The sequence below is a fragment of the Clostridium thermosuccinogenes genome, assembly GCF_002896855.1.
GTDB classification, from domain to species: Bacteria; Bacillota; Clostridia; order Acetivibrionales; family DSM-5807; genus Pseudoclostridium; species Pseudoclostridium thermosuccinogenes.
On sequence record NZ_CP021850.1, the window covers coordinates 2,157,307 to 2,171,361 of the forward strand.

The 14,055-nt window shown below is 42.4% G+C and carries 11 protein-coding genes and 1 riboswitch; all 11 genes read right to left on the reverse strand.

Going from position 1 to position 14,055, the window contains the following annotated elements; translation table 11 throughout:
- Nucleotides 1–82: 82 nt before the first annotated feature.
- The 11 genes from CDO33_RS09490 to cas10 all read right to left on the reverse strand — a co-directional run bounded on the left by CDO33_RS09490 (nucleotide 83) and on the right by cas10 (nucleotide 13,889).
- Nucleotides 83–1,150 (reverse strand): pyridoxal-phosphate-dependent aminotransferase family protein, encoded by a 1,068-nt coding sequence (locus CDO33_RS09490; RefSeq protein WP_103081252.1) that lies wholly within the window; start codon nucleotides 1,148–1,150, stop codon nucleotides 83–85.
- A gap of 160 nt (nucleotides 1,151–1,310) precedes the next feature.
- Nucleotides 1,311–1,400: riboswitch (glycine riboswitch) on the reverse strand.
- Between the two features lie 227 nt (nucleotides 1,401–1,627).
- Nucleotides 1,628–2,893, reverse strand: coding sequence for a diaminopimelate decarboxylase (gene lysA, locus CDO33_RS09495; RefSeq protein WP_161946383.1), 1,266 nt, complete (start codon nucleotides 2,891–2,893; stop codon nucleotides 1,628–1,630).
- A 543-nt stretch (nucleotides 2,894–3,436) separates the two neighbouring features.
- Nucleotides 3,437–3,817 (reverse strand): sulfite exporter TauE/SafE family protein, encoded by a 381-nt coding sequence (locus CDO33_RS09500; protein ID WP_103081253.1) that lies wholly within the window; start codon nucleotides 3,815–3,817, stop codon nucleotides 3,437–3,439.
- Nucleotides 3,818–3,885: 68 nt separating this feature from the next.
- Nucleotides 3,886–4,260 carry a sulfite exporter TauE/SafE family protein gene (locus CDO33_RS09505; protein WP_103081254.1) on the reverse strand — a complete coding sequence of 125 codons (375 nt, stop codon included), beginning with the start codon at nucleotides 4,258–4,260 and terminating at the stop codon, nucleotides 3,886–3,888.
- Nucleotides 4,261–4,483: 223 nt separating this feature from the next.
- Nucleotides 4,484–5,833 carry a type III-A CRISPR-associated CARF protein Csm6 gene (csm6, locus tag CDO33_RS09510; RefSeq protein WP_103081255.1) on the reverse strand — a complete coding sequence of 450 codons (1,350 nt, stop codon included), beginning with the start codon at nucleotides 5,831–5,833 and terminating at the stop codon, nucleotides 4,484–4,486.
- 37 nt (nucleotides 5,834–5,870) lie between these two features.
- Nucleotides 5,871–6,626: a CRISPR system precrRNA processing endoribonuclease RAMP protein Cas6 gene (cas6, locus tag CDO33_RS09515; RefSeq protein WP_161496483.1), complete on the reverse strand. Its 756-nt coding sequence runs from the start codon at nucleotides 6,624–6,626 to the stop codon at nucleotides 5,871–5,873.
- A 1,573-nt stretch (nucleotides 6,627–8,199) separates the two neighbouring features.
- On the reverse strand, nucleotides 8,200–9,345 hold the full coding sequence (gene csm5 / locus CDO33_RS09520) for a type III-A CRISPR-associated RAMP protein Csm5 (protein ID WP_103081257.1): 1,146 nt from the start codon (nucleotides 9,343–9,345) through the stop codon (nucleotides 8,200–8,202).
- Nucleotides 9,342–10,283, reverse strand: coding sequence for a type III-A CRISPR-associated RAMP protein Csm4 (gene csm4 / locus CDO33_RS09525; protein ID WP_103081258.1), 942 nt, complete (start codon nucleotides 10,281–10,283; stop codon nucleotides 9,342–9,344). Before csm4 ends, csm5 begins: the two co-directional genes overlap by 4 nt.
- Nucleotides 10,258–10,953: a type III-A CRISPR-associated RAMP protein Csm3 gene (csm3, locus tag CDO33_RS09530; protein ID WP_103081259.1), complete on the reverse strand. Its 696-nt coding sequence runs from the start codon at nucleotides 10,951–10,953 to the stop codon at nucleotides 10,258–10,260. Before csm3 ends, csm4 begins: the two co-directional genes overlap by 26 nt.
- A gap of 29 nt (nucleotides 10,954–10,982) precedes the next feature.
- The gene (gene csm2, locus CDO33_RS09535) at nucleotides 10,983–11,471 is read right to left on the reverse strand and encodes a type III-A CRISPR-associated protein Csm2 (RefSeq protein ID WP_242973883.1); all 489 of its coding nucleotides are present in this window, start codon (nucleotides 11,469–11,471) and stop codon (nucleotides 10,983–10,985) included.
- 3 nt (nucleotides 11,472–11,474) lie between these two features.
- The gene (gene cas10, locus CDO33_RS09540) at nucleotides 11,475–13,889 is read right to left on the reverse strand and encodes a type III-A CRISPR-associated protein Cas10/Csm1 (protein ID WP_161496484.1); all 2,415 of its coding nucleotides are present in this window, start codon (nucleotides 13,887–13,889) and stop codon (nucleotides 11,475–11,477) included.
- Between the last annotated feature and the right edge of the window lie 166 nt (nucleotides 13,890–14,055).

Sequence of the window (14,055 nt, forward strand, 5' to 3'; positions counted from 1 at the left end):
ATGCACTTAACCCTGGTTTCCGGGGAAGGTCAAAGGACATATCAAAAATTTGCTTCCTCCCCGCTCACCCAGATATGGAAAATCACATTATTATCTTATCTATAGATTCAATCAGTCCTTTTATCTCATCCAATGTCGTATCTGCCATATGCGCAATCCTGAAGGTGATATCCTTTAACTGACCATAACCATTGGATATTACATAACCGACCTCACCCAGCTTTTTGTTGAGCTCTGACACATCGATATTCCTGGTATTCTTAACTGCCGTCACTGTGTTGGAGGCATATCTTTCATCGGCAAACAGCGCGAACCTTTCCTTAGCCCACTGGCGGACATACTCAGCCATTTTTCTGTGCCGTTCAAACCTGTTTTCCAGCCCTTCCTCAAATATCCTATCCAGTTGGTAATCCAAAGCAAACATATGGGACAAGGACGGAGTGGAAGGATACTGGTAATCTTTCTTCTTTATGTACTCATAAAGCTCCAGCAGGTCAAAATACAAGCCTCTGAACTCTACCTTCTTCGCAGCATCCAATGCTTTTTGGGAAATTGAGCATATGGATAGTCCCGGTGGCAGTCCCAGGCACTTTTGTGAGGATGTTATGCATATATCCACCCCCAACTTGTCTACCTCTATCTTGGTACCTCCCAAGGAACTTACGGCATCCAGGCAGTAAACCACATCAGGATATTTTTTCATTACCTCGGCTATTTCCTCCACGGGATTCATAACTCCCGTAGCCGTCTCATTGTGGGTGATGGTTATAAGATCATACTTTCCTGTGGCCAGGGTTTTGTCCACCATTTCAGGCAAAGTCGGTTGACCGGGCTCTGATGATATCTTGTCGGCCTGCACTCCGTTGCAGACAGCCATCTTATACCACCTGTCGCCAAAAGCGCCTATTGAAAAAACTGCAGCTCTTTTTACGGTACAGGATCTTATGGCGCCTTCCATCAACCCGCTTCCCGAGGATGTAGACAGAAGAATTTCATTATCTGTATACATCAGCTTTTTCATTTTTCCACTTATGCTTTTCTGCAATTTGGATGCATCTTTAGAACGATGACCTATCATAGGCGTCGACATTTTTTTTAGAATATCTTCCCTTACCTCCACCGGTCCGGGAATAAATAGCCTTTTATGCATGATTGAACCTCCATTTTCCCTTATTTGCTGCAATGCAAGCAATTGCAAGGATAATTGCAACACACCGTCAAAGCAATATATGAAATTTTCGTCTCATTATAATTAAGGAGCCAAATCTAAAAAAGACTTGACCCCTGTAAGTGCAAAGCAAATACAACCTTTGATATACTCTGTCCTTTTGCCTGAGAGATTTCAGCCTTTTCGGCCTTGCCCCTTCGGCGCCATCATTGGTCTCTCCAGAGGTACGTCCTGATGAGGTCTCGTTTACCTGAGAGTGCAACTCCTTCGGTGTATCTCCCTGTATAAACCAAGGAAATATCTCTCCCTCATCCATCATCCGTCATTATTAAATTATTGTGATTAATAGTTTCATTATAGTTTTGTTAGCAAATGTTGTCAAGAAATATTTAGGGGCGTCATAAAAGCAAGAATTGCATGCCAAAATGCTCCTATACAACTAAGCTTCATCAAATGCTTTTATGCACCGGAATCAACATCAAAATTCCTCATAAGGTCTTCGAGAGTATCCCTTCTGCGGATCAAGGATATGCTTCCATTCTCCCTGATCAATACCTCAGCCGGCCTTAACCTGTTGTTGTAGTTGGAGCTCATGGAATATCCGTAGGCTCCGGCATCCATAATCCCCAGGATATCGCCTTCCTTTAGTTCGGGAAGCATCCTGTCTTTTGCGAGGATATCCCCGCTTTCACAGATATTTCCTACTACATAAACAGGCTTATCCGATTCTGTGCTCTTTAACAGCTTACCTTCCCGGTAAACTTCTATATCATGGTGAGAATCGTACATCACCGGTCGGGCCAGCACGTTAAACCCAATATCGGTTCCTGCATAGGTTACTCCGTAATTGTTTTTGATTGAATGGACGGTACCCAAAAGAACACTGCATTCCGCAACTATATATCTTCCCGGTTCTATCTTGAAGGTAATATCTTTGCCATATTCCCTGATCCAGTCTTTCAGCACCTGATCCAGCTTGCTGCCGAATTCCTTCAATTCAAGACGCTCCTGGCCTTCCTGCTTGCGGTATGGTATTCCGAATCCACCGCCCAAATCTACAAACTCTAGGTCATCAAATTGCTTTGCTATATCCAGCAGGGACTTGACTCCTTCAATATACGGTTTTCCTTCCATGAATAAAGAACCTATGTGTTGGTTGATTCCTACCAGCTTGAGGTCATACCTTTTCAGAATTTCCTTTACCTCGCTGATATAGTCCATGTTCACGCCAAATTTGGTCTTTTTGCCTGCGGTTACCACCTTTTCATGGTGCCCGGCGCCGACTCCCGGATTGAAACGGACAGCCACCTTTCCTCCAGGGTTTAGCTTTCCATACAGCTCCAACTGGGAAAGGGAGTCGGCACTCAATATTATGCCTTTTTCGATGGCATACTTCATTTCCTCCGCAGAAACATTGTTGCTTATATAGAATATCTGCTCAGGTTTAAATCCGGCTGCCAGGAGCACATATATCTCTCCCGGGGACATGGCATCGGCGTTAAGCCCTTCTTCCCTGACTATTTTCAGCAGCTCCAGGTTTGAATTTGCCTTAGTGGAATAATTGACACTGAAATTTGGGTACGTTATGAAATTTTTCATCTCACGGCATCTTTGCCTCAATATGGATTCATTATATACATATAGCGGACTTCCATATTCCTTTATTATTTCAAAAGGTGAGATTCCTTTAAAAAAGTTGGTTTGCTCCGTAAAATAGTTTTTCAAAATTTCGACCTCCATCGTTGTTAAAGTAGATTTATATATAATATGTAAACTAAAGCCTTTTCTTTTACTGCCTTCCAATTTACTGCTTCAACAAGCCGGAATTGATATGGCAGAATTTATAGCCATGGAAGGCACTTCTCCTGTTGATATTCAGACAATAGCACAATGACGGCCAAAATGACAATCAGTTGATGTTTGATTTGTCAAATTGCCAAGTTGTCTCACGCTTCTACCGGCGGGAGCGCAATTGACATAAATTTATAACAAGCGAGTTTCTTTATAAAGATACGGCGTTTGAATATAACGCCGGAAAGGATAAGACAAATCCCGTCAACACAGGGAATTTCCCGACCCTTTTACAAGCTTGTCGTTACTCAATCCTCGAATTTATGCTTAAGGCTATACCCTTCAAAACCCGTCAACTTAAATGCATAATTATTAAATTAAATTTTATTTTTATTAATTTATATATCAAAACAACTCCCGTGTCAAGATTTTATTGCAATGCGTTTCCAACTTCAAAAGCAGGCTTTTGCCCTCCCTTTAGCCACTGTTTTTTTGTCTCCTTTCCATAGCTTTATCCTTCCTGAACATTTCATATATACCCATAGCCAACAGGAAAAAACCAAACCATTTTTTAAGATCCGTCCCTGAAAGTCCTATAGCCATCTTTGACCCAAAAAATGCGCCTATAAGGCCGAAGGCTACTATCGGTATCGCCATTTTCAGATTGACCCTCTTGTTTTTAAAATGTATAAACAAGGCGACTACAGCGGTGGGAATAAAAAAAAGCAGATTCACACTTTGGGCTATGTGCTGATCCACTCCTATAAAAATAACCAACGCCGGTATCAATATGGTTCCTCCGCCTATACCCATCCCGCTTATAATTCCCGATGCCATACCTATTAAAAAAAGTATCATTTATCCCATCACCCGTCCGATCGTTGAAACCGTATGGAAAATTGCAGTTTTCCTTACGGAAAAGCTTTCTAAAGTATCATGCGCAAGGCAGCTGCTATCATGAAAGCTGCAAAAATCCTCCTGAGCACCCGGGCAGGACATATATTAAGAAGCTTCGCTCCTATGTAACCTCCGGCAATTCCTCCCAGGGTAACCTTTATAGTAAGTGCCCAATCGACAAAATTATTTTTTACATAAAAGAAGGCGCTGATCAGAGTCAACGGCAGAATTATGGATATAGCGGTAGCGTGCGCCTTGTGGTCCTCGACTCCCAGCAAAAGCACCATGGCAGGAACTGCTATGGTGCCTCCGCCGGAGCCAAAGAGGCCATTGGCGGTTCCGGTTACCAGCCCGATTAAGGCATATTTAAAATATCTTTTTATAACTCCTGCTTTTTTATCCATATTGATTATTCTTATTATATATGGCTGGAATATACACGATAATTTTTACCTCCAGGCAAAGCATCCGCAGGAAACTAAATTAAATTTTGAGTTTTTCCAATGAACGGCACTACCTCCTGGTCCACCTGTTATCAAGGTTTTATTGCTGATTTTTTCTAAATTTCTAATAAAAATTTCAGTATGGGGTTTAGCATTTCTATTGCATAATCTTTAAGCTTTGTCATTATTTCAGCAGAGGTATCTCCAATATGGTTTTGTTAAGCTGTTCGTAGGAATTCCACGTGTTTTGCGGAATATCGATGCAGCAGGAAAAAAAGTCCATCAGCATTTTCAATACCTCGCCCGTATTAAAGCCGGACCTTTCTTTTATCCATTTTTCCGTTACCACAACAATTTCATGAGCGGCAATATTTCTCACCCTGCCTTCAAAAGACCGTAGTTTAACTGCAATTCCTCCGGCTTTAGCATCTCCTTTAGCAGCGACAATAGGGCTTAAATTTGCCGCGCAAGGCTCCGTATCCCTGTAGCCGCCTCTGGAAGCATATGTACTGTCAAGTATTTGGATGATATCTGCCGGTAAAAGGTTTCGGGATAACTTTGGTGCGTACCTGCCATATGGGTCTTTTAAATAGTAGCTTTCAATATCAATATTGCACTTATTTTTCAAATATATCTCAAACATATCGGTAAGCACCGGTGAAACGGCCCTGACAAAATCTGCAATTTCCCCTTTTTCCCGTTTTATTTTAAGCGTGAGAATGTATTCAAAAACCACCTTTTCCTTTTCGTTATATCTCTTTTCATTGATGGGAAGCAGATCATAACCTGCATTTTCTGCGAACCTCTCTGCATTGCCAAGATCGAGGATCAGTCTGCGAAATCCGGCATTTATAAGGTTTAAAGCTCGGGTATCCATGAAGTCTTTGATATTCTCAGCTACAGTTAAAGCCGCCTTGTAATCATAGGCCAGTATATGCTTTCCCACAGTCTCATACATGATCCGGGCATTCAGGTTTTCGCTTTTTGAAACGAAACAGCGGTATTTATCTTCATCGGAATAATCCTCATAATTATCTTCATTTAGCTCCCATTCCAGATAAATATCATAATCCTTTCCAACAGGCTTTGTATCATTGGATTTTTGGGAAGGAGTTGATACCTGTACCATGGTAAGAGGCTTCGGAAACAAAGTACCCAGAACTAACAGGGCAGACTTCATTTGGGCAGTACCGGATGAAAGATTTATCAAAATATCACATCCTGGATTTTCACTGCTTATGCTTTCCATTATTTTTGAAAAATCACCGTAAAAGGCCTCAAAATCATTTACCTTAACCAGATCCGGACGCTTTATCTTTTTTACATCGCATTTGAAATCAAGCTTTTCACATAGTAAGCTGAGGTATTTTTCATACCTGTTATCCAACTCATCATATTCACATATCTCCTTTGACATATAGAGATACGCCTTTTTGGGCCTATATTTGCGGCATATATGAATAAAAGCCCCGTCTCTGCAGCCTCTAGTCGGATCTGACATACCCAGTGGAGAGAATAATACATATTCGGACATATGATTTACCCCTTATTTTATATTCTGTTTACTTATGCTAAATTTCTTTCAAGATAGGCCTGATTCTGCATCCGCCCATACCCAGGGATGTTTTAACGCCTATTCCGGAATACTCAGAAAAGGAGAGAAGCATTCCGGCAAGCCGTACCAATTGTTCAGGACCACTTATATAAAGCACAATCCTGCCCGCATACCCGGTCACCTTTGTGCCGTCCAAATGATATTGGGCAGAATGAAGAGAATATTTGACAATGCGCATGTTTTCAGCGATTTGCTTCATAGCCTCGGGATCGTCCAGGGAATATTCCTGCGAATAAGCATTAAATCGCATGCATAGGCTTTGCACCATCAGATCTGTTGTTGGAAATAGCACATGCTTTCCTGCGCTTTTATGGGTACAGGGTGTTAAAAATTCCAGCTCATATTTCCTGCAGGGATTTTCTGTCTCAAAAAATCTGGCCATAAAATCCCGCTCACTTAGGTTTTGCCTTTCGGATGAGCATACATTAAGCAGAATACCCTTATGTTTTATTTCCAAAGTGTTTACGGGCAGGATAGCTTTTGCCACCACGTCGGATATACCATCACCCCAAAGTCCGATATTCCATTCGATAATGCTTTCACCCAACGGCAGTACATATTGTGAAAATGGTCTTAGGCTGTTTTCATGAAATGCCTCTGCAGCATCAGCAGGCAGCAATTCCATCAATACACCGTGCATCATGGATCCCCAGTTATATGAAGCTTTTGCTTCTCCTTTGTATGTAAGCTTCAAAGTGATTCTCTGTAGCATTTTATCTTCCTTTCTGTTCTCATAGGGGTAATGGAACATTGTGGTAATATACGCTAATGTGCTTTTTAAGTAATCTTACGGAGCATACCTGAAAATGCAGCCCAAAATCTTGTTTTTATTTGATTTCGTCCCTTTACAGGGTATATAACTCCATAAAAAATCCTCCGGGGAAAAGATGCTTTTGACTTTCTCTTAATATACATTTTCCCGCGAGGACGAATTCGATGACATTCCATTCTAATTTTATCCGTCACCCAAAGGTGTACCCCATCTAATTTATATTTTCAGCACAACTGAGACAACTGAAGTCAATGTATCGTCTCCTTATGGAGCTTTTTTATGCACAACGAATATGTTAAGAAAAAATTAAATCCATTCCCGTCCCCTCAGGGTTATATTAATTTTACTTTTAAATAAAACTTTCAATTTTCAGTTTATAAAAACTGCTCTGCGTTGAGAATAACATCATTACTGCCTCATGCTTATTTCCCATGAATATTATGTTAACGCATTTGCATGCTTTTGTAAATACATGTGAGCAATGGTATATTTCAGTGCCATGAGGTTAGATTTTGCTCCGTTCCCTTGCGGGTGCAGGTTGTTATTTGCTATCACATGTAATGAACTGCGCAATCTGAAATCACCGTCCCCTTACGGGTGTTGGTTGTTATAAGAATATGAAGCACATGTCAAGAAAGCAGAAATCTTGCCGTCCCCTCACGGGTACAGGTTGCTACACGATAAATCCATTTTTAGATATGAAAAAGACCTACTGCCGTCCCCTTGCGGGTATGGGTTGCTTTATAGATAGAAACCTGGTCAGAACAGCAGCTAAGTTACCTTCCCTTATGGGTGTGTATTACTTATTTGAGCAGTTGTTCTTTGCAATAGTCGCTGAAGAGTTACCGTCCCCTCGTGGGTGCGAGTTGTTACATTTATGGCGATACTATTGAAATCGAAGGAGGGCAGTTACCGTCCCCTCACGGGTGCAGATTGTTATTTTGAGGATTATCCAGAAGAATATGTAAAGCAGGTGTTACCGTCCCCTCGTGGGTGCGAATTGTTACTTTATAATTAAGTCTAATGTATCATTTCCACCATCGTTGCCGTCCCCTCGCGGGTGCAAGTTGTTACTCAAGCCGCTGACACTCAACGACCTGGCAATAGCGTTGCCGTCCCCTCGCGGGTGCAAGTTGTTACTATTGTGAAAGCACAAAAGAAGAATGTTTGAAAAGTTGCCGTCCCCTCGCGGGTGCAAGTTGTTACTAAAAAGGCCCGTATACTCCGCATAGGTAGAGACGTTGCCGTCCCCTCGCGGGTGCAAGTTGTTACAACCAAACGGCCAAGTAAAAGCAGAGTGGTTGGAGTTGCCGTCCCCTCGCGGGTGCAAGTTGTTACTGCGCATACCTGTATCACACCAAAACCAAGGTTTTCAAAGTCTCTTTCCGCGGACCCTACTTTCAATATTCATTTTTCAAAGTTCATTTTACCGCAATATCTAACTCAAAGCACCTTAAATACTGCATCTGCGAAACCCCTTAGGTTTCATGTCCACATGACTTCCGCGGAAAACTCATCTGAACATCAGCTCGCATTTGCCCATCTGGTAGTACTTGCCCTTATACATGGTGGTCTTGAGAATATGTGGTGATACCTTGTATACTTTCAGGTCTTTTTCATGCTTATGTATCCTGAAAAGTTTTGCCATCATGTCACTCACAAGCTTAACTGACCTTTCCCTCTCCCGGATCAGAGGATAGGTAAGGGTTTTGCTCACATATCCCGCACCGCCGCCTAAAATTATTTTTACACCGCTTGTACTTTTATCTTCGGCATCCTCAGGCAGCTTTCTATAATACTTCTCGAAATTTTCAAAATGCTTTTTCGAAAATCTCTGCAGTGCGTCCTGTATGAAATCCAAATCTATACCCACCTTGTCCATTATTGTCCTGTCCAAGGTCATTACAAAGCGGGCTTCGGTATCCGGTGCCAGGCATTCACGATAAATGGGCAATTGCTTTGATTTACCATCAGGTTTACGGTCATGTTTACCACAAAGAGTAAGGTTTTCTAAATCTATGGGTAAGCTGTCGCTGATGCTTATCCCTTTCATGAAATCATTCAAAATGCTGTTCCATTTTATCTTGCCAGGCTTGCGCGGATCCGTTATGCCCAGTTTGCAAAAAAGCCTGCTTTCCAGATTTTTTGCTTCCCCTGACACATATGTTTTCTGACTCTTAAATACTTTTGACGATTCTTCGATTTTCAATATTTCCTTATCATAGTTCCCCTTTTCCATGAGCTTTGATCCTATTGCCGTGCGTATAGCGCCTTTCAGGCTGGAGCCGGGTATATAAGGTTTACCGTCTGAGCCTTTTATAAACATCAGCACACCGTGGAATTTTTCAGAAGCAGCCACCTCTCCCGCATCAATCGCATAGGAGGTAAAAAGCTTGTAGTCTTTCTTCGAAACCCCGTTTTCATATAAGAAAGCTTGCAGATCATTTTTATTTGGGCTTAGCAGAAATCTTTCATAAGCTCCTTCAAGCTTTCTCCTGGATAAATATTCCACCAGTTTTGCCAGGTTGAGCATATAAATTACTCTGTCGTTTTTATCATATATGTATTCCTTTTTGGTCAGCTTCTCACCTGAGCCGATAAAAACCGGGGAAAGTGTGCGAAGCACCAACTCAACCCTCTCCAGATGACCATACCTCATAGTCTCACCCCCGCAAACAAGGTTTTACCACACCGCCAGACAGGATGAGTACCTCCATCCGACAGATCAAACATTCCTCCGTCAAATCTTTTTTTTATGCAAGATCCGGGTGCCAGCATATATATCGTCTTTTTCTTTAATTGCGCCTTTGAATAGGTTTCTGATCGGACAAAGCCTCCACGTCTCAAGGTAGCATACCAGCTTTCAGAAAGAATATCATCCAGCGCGCCTTCCTCCGGCAAAGCTGTCCCCAGCAGCATATGATAATCGGCTCTGTCGTCCTCCAGCAGCTCTTCCATTTTCTCAGGCAAAGAAGATTTCATAACATTAAATTTACCCAGGCCGGACGATTGCTTTCCTCCGACCCCGGACAAGCCCAGGGCGGTTAAAACCTCTTCAAAAAACAAAAGCGAGCTTTCATCTTTATACCGCACAATCACATACAGACCACAGCCTGATGCAAAACGCCAAAAGGCCACCTGATAAAGCTGGGGTTGCGGCTGGCCTTTCATCGCTACCCGGGTATACGATGTAAGCCCTCCGAAATTGCATTTTAACCTGTCAGTGTCAACTTCCTTATTGGCATAATCTTTCAGAAAGGCATCAAACAATGAAACCGGAATGTACTCAACGGACTTCAAGGCTTTTCTCGCTTCCGGTCTACCCTCTCGCTGGGCTTTTCCCGTGTGTAGTATAGGTCTTGGAAAATAATATTCATTGCCTTTGTAAGGCAGGCAATCGGAAGTTGTTATTTCACCAGTATAAAAAAGCTCATACAGGCGATCTATATCCCCACGTTTTGCGCACTCACAGCACAATGCAGAAAAAAGCGTGTCCGAATGGATGGTCATGCGTCCATCATCCAGGGACTGGCCTCCCCTGTCAACTCCTATATGCAGCCCAGTAGTAAACTCAAGCCTGTAAAGAGAATATCCCATAGTCCTCTACTCCTTTCAAAATATTCAGGAGCTCATTCGTATCCTCATTACATTGCCCGTTCATGACTTTTATATCAAAGTCCGAGAATTTCACCCTGCCATATCCCCGGGTTCCATGCCCACCAAGATAGTCCATGGATAAAAGCTTCAAGGCTTTTGCGATGCTTTCAAAATCCTCCCGGATTTCCTCCGGCTTTTCCATATCATAAACCATTTTTATGGCAAACTCCGCGCCTCGCACAACCCTTTCTATCTGTCTGGGGTTTGCGATGGATGTGTAGCGGTTTATAACATTTTCAAACTTGATTTCGGTCATTCCTCCTCTTTTCTTCAAATGTTCGGCATTTGTCAGAAAAGCGTCGGCAAATTGCAGCCTTGCACCTTTCGGCTTCTCACCGGTATTTTTGTTTCCGGTTGTCCCGAATAAACGCTTTATAATATCAGGATCATCACTGAAATCCTGCATTACATAATCATTTCTTATTTCCTTGGCCAGCAATGTGCGCATTTTACCCTTTAAACTGGAGCCCGGCACCATAGGCTCTCCGGTCCACGGATCTCTTATGACTACGCTGTCCACAGCTCCAATAGCTGAAAACATGGATGAACCACCTATATGCATTCCTGTCAAAACAGTCATTTTGCAATTGATTGCTATTTTCCCATACATATATTTTGCCCCCCTTAATTCTCTCCGTCCTAGTCTTTTCCTTCATGAAAGCGATGATATGCCACCAGTGCTTCCATATAATGCTCGAAATCAATGAATCTCTGCCGGCTGTATCCTATGCCGGATATGATGTCCAGCAATCCCGCCAGTTCAACAAAGGGTTTTACTATATTTGGTTCCCGTCCGCATTCATATATAAGCCTTACCTTAAGGTATGCGATTTTCCCTCTGATTTCATCATTTAAAACTTCATCCTGCTCCGTCAGGACATCATTGTATATATCGCTCACCATTGCCAATATGTTTCTTATCTTGGAAGTGGTGAAATCCTTATAGTTTTTTCCCAACTTATTTTGAAGCTCTATTATCACCCGTTCAGCTCTGTCAGTGTAGTCTTCATGGAGCTTCTCAAAGGCATCAAAACCTTTTGAGGTAGAATGCTTTGCTTCTGCCTTCTTATTCCTGTTATCCGGTTCACTATATCCGGCTTTCTTCAGCGCATCTTTCATGATATCCATCTTTTAATCCTCCTTCTCATCCCTCAAAGTGCACATGAAAATTATGAGGGCTGTGATTAGCTGCTTCCTGTCCTCCGGTGCCAAAGCCCATTTATAGACGTTGGCACTGAAGCTGGAGTAGGCTTGTTTCAATTTATCTGCGGCTTTTTTGTCAGGCTCCCGGCGTGCCAGCAGATAGGCCAGTCGGGCAACATTGACTTTTTCATTTTCCGACTCCCTTAAGAAGTATAAAATATTGTAAAAATATGTGTTCCCGTAATCTCCGCCTGCTTCATAAAGAGCTTTTATTGCTTTATACTTTTCACCTATAACCTTGCTTTCAAAGGTATCCCAGTTATAAGTATGCTTGTCGGTAAGTTGTCCTTTTTCCGATTCAAGGCCAAAGAGGGAAACGGAATTTTTCGAGCCACCTTCATATTTGTTGTCCTTTGCCCTTTCCTCCAGCTCTGCTGTTTCTTCCGCCATAAGGGATATGGGGTACTTTTCATCAAAAACCGCAAGCCCGGCAGACAGTGTCAAGGCTCTGTCGGTATAACGATTAAATGCCCTTCGTATATCAACCGCAGCAGAAAATACCTCATCCCAGGCACCCACAATAAACAGGTCGTCTCCTCCGGAATACACAATTACCACATTTCTTTTGCCTTCTTTATCCGTCAAGGAAAATTCCGGGTTTTCCATAAGATAATTTATATGATATTTAAAGAACAGGGAAAGACTGCGGGACAGGGTGGTTGTCCTGGAAATCGTCATGTATTTATATTTATTTTCGGGGTCCTTTTCCCTCATAAAACCGCTTACAAAGGCTGCTCCAAGATTATCCACATCGGCTCTTAAAACAGCAATTCTGTTTATTCCTTGAGAATCCTGTGCCAGTTCGCTAAAGGTCTTTAGTGCACCTTCGGCGCTTTTTGCGGCATAATCACCCATCCATAGTTTAATGGAATGGGGAATACCCGTGCTATAGGCATTCTTGCTGTAAATACGGACAACCTTTTCAGGAGCCTCCCTCAACATTTCCCGGACAGCGTCTGCTGTCATCGGCTTTAAATATAGTGAGCTTCCGTCAGCAGAAAAGACAGGCAAACACGCATTGTTGGGTTCTTCCCGCAAAACGGCAAAAACCACATTTTCTTTTATGAGTCCTCCCGATATATCCGACAACGATGAGCACATGCCGCACATAATGCTGCCGTTCCGTTCCGACAATCTTACAGAAGAGGTGCCGCATACCGCACATTCTCTCCCTTCCCTGTCAATGCCAACGGAATTCAAAAACCTTATATCCTCCGCTGAATACCGGCGCAGCTTCATAGCCGATATTTGTGAGGACACACTACGGAATAAGTTAACATAACTTTCAGGATTTCCGGTCCTGGACATCAGCTCATTGGCTGAACAGGCTTTTATTCCATAAGCTATATAAAGCTCGGTTTCGAATTTCTCCAACAACCTCCGGTTTATATTGCTAAAGGATTCCTTAACAGTCGTCAGGACTTTGCCGGTATTGGGAAGCAGCAGATAGGCATGTCCACCTCCGGTATATAAAAGATTCGACCGGGAAACACCGCAGGCATTAAGAATTTCGTCAGCGATGTTTTCCAGCAAAATCTCCAAATAAAAGGATCGGGAGCGCAATCCCTTAAGAGCGCCCTTGGATGAAATCGTATATATGAACTTTTGTATTCCTGATATATCTACCGAAAAGAGGCAAAAAGCTTTTTCGCTGCAAAAATCGGATTCCCTTTCATAAAGCTCCTTACGGTAATTTAACCTGTTTCCTTCCTCTAAATATAACGCTATGCAGGATGCAAGAGCTGCCGTTATTTTGGAATGGTCAAACAGAGAAATATCACAAACCTGTCCCGAATCGGTGGAAGCGGGAATATAGGACAGATATTTTTCGCAAAGCTCCAGCAATGAATTTATGTACTCCGGTTCAAAGCAAATATCGGAAAGGCCATCGGTAAAACCTGATAAGAGTCTGGGATACTCGGTGGCAGCAGCTTTTATGCCTTCTCCCGGATAGTTGATGGTGTTTTTAATCATTCCGGGAGCATATACGGCTTTGCCCTTTCTGTTGCTCAATAGGTTGTACACCGACTCCAGCATCCGTTCCTGGTCATATCCTGTGTTTGCTTCACCTTCAATACCCTTTCTGTCGGCTCCTGATGAAATATGGTCGGCGATATAAACAATATATGCCGGACTTTCATCCGACAGTAAAGCGCTATCTATTTCCTTTCTATGGTGGAACCTGATACAATCTATTATATCCTTATCACTGGTAAACCCTTTTATGTAATCTGCACCGGAAATGCTGTGAGAACGTCCATCTGCGGCACCGGAGCGGTGCAACACCTTGCCGAAGTCATGCAAAAGCCCTCCCACTGTAGTGATATATGCTGCTTTATTCAAAATACCACCTCTTCTAGCCTATGTTATGCAACCTAATGCTGCAATAAAAAAAGATTAAAAGCTTTTCCTTATTGATTTAGCCAAAACTAACCATACCCTGTTATTTATTTTTATTAGGGGTTCATACAACTCATAGTGATATACAATTCTATGCAAGACGACAAAT

Excerpts from the sequence above, each read along its gene's own strand:
- CDO33_RS09505 (WP_103081254.1), bottom strand. The coding sequence starts at position 4,260 with ATGGATAAAAAAGCAGGAGTTATAAAAAGATATTTTAAATATGCCTTA.
- CDO33_RS09500 (WP_103081253.1), bottom strand. The coding sequence starts at position 3,817 with ATGATACTTTTTTTAATAGGTATGGCATCGGGAATTATAAGCGGGATG.
- csm6 (WP_103081255.1), bottom strand. The coding sequence starts at position 5,833 with ATGTCCGAATATGTATTATTCTCTCCACTGGGTATGTCAGATCCGACT.
- csm4 (WP_103081258.1), bottom strand. The coding sequence starts at position 10,283 with ATGGGATATTCTCTTTACAGGCTTGAGTTTACTACTGGGCTGCATATA.
- cas6 (WP_161496483.1), bottom strand. The coding sequence starts at position 6,626 with ATGCTACAGAGAATCACTTTGAAGCTTACATACAAAGGAGAAGCAAAA.
- CDO33_RS09490 (WP_103081252.1), bottom strand. The coding sequence starts at position 1,150 with ATGCATAAAAGGCTATTTATTCCCGGACCGGTGGAGGTAAGGGAAGAT.
- csm5 (WP_103081257.1), bottom strand. The coding sequence starts at position 9,345 with ATGAGGTATGGTCATCTGGAGAGGGTTGAGTTGGTGCTTCGCACACTT.
- csm2 (WP_242973883.1), bottom strand. The coding sequence starts at position 11,471 with ATGGATATCATGAAAGATGCGCTGAAGAAAGCCGGATATAGTGAACCG.
- csm3 (WP_103081259.1), bottom strand. The coding sequence starts at position 10,953 with ATGTATGGGAAAATAGCAATCAATTGCAAAATGACTGTTTTGACAGGA.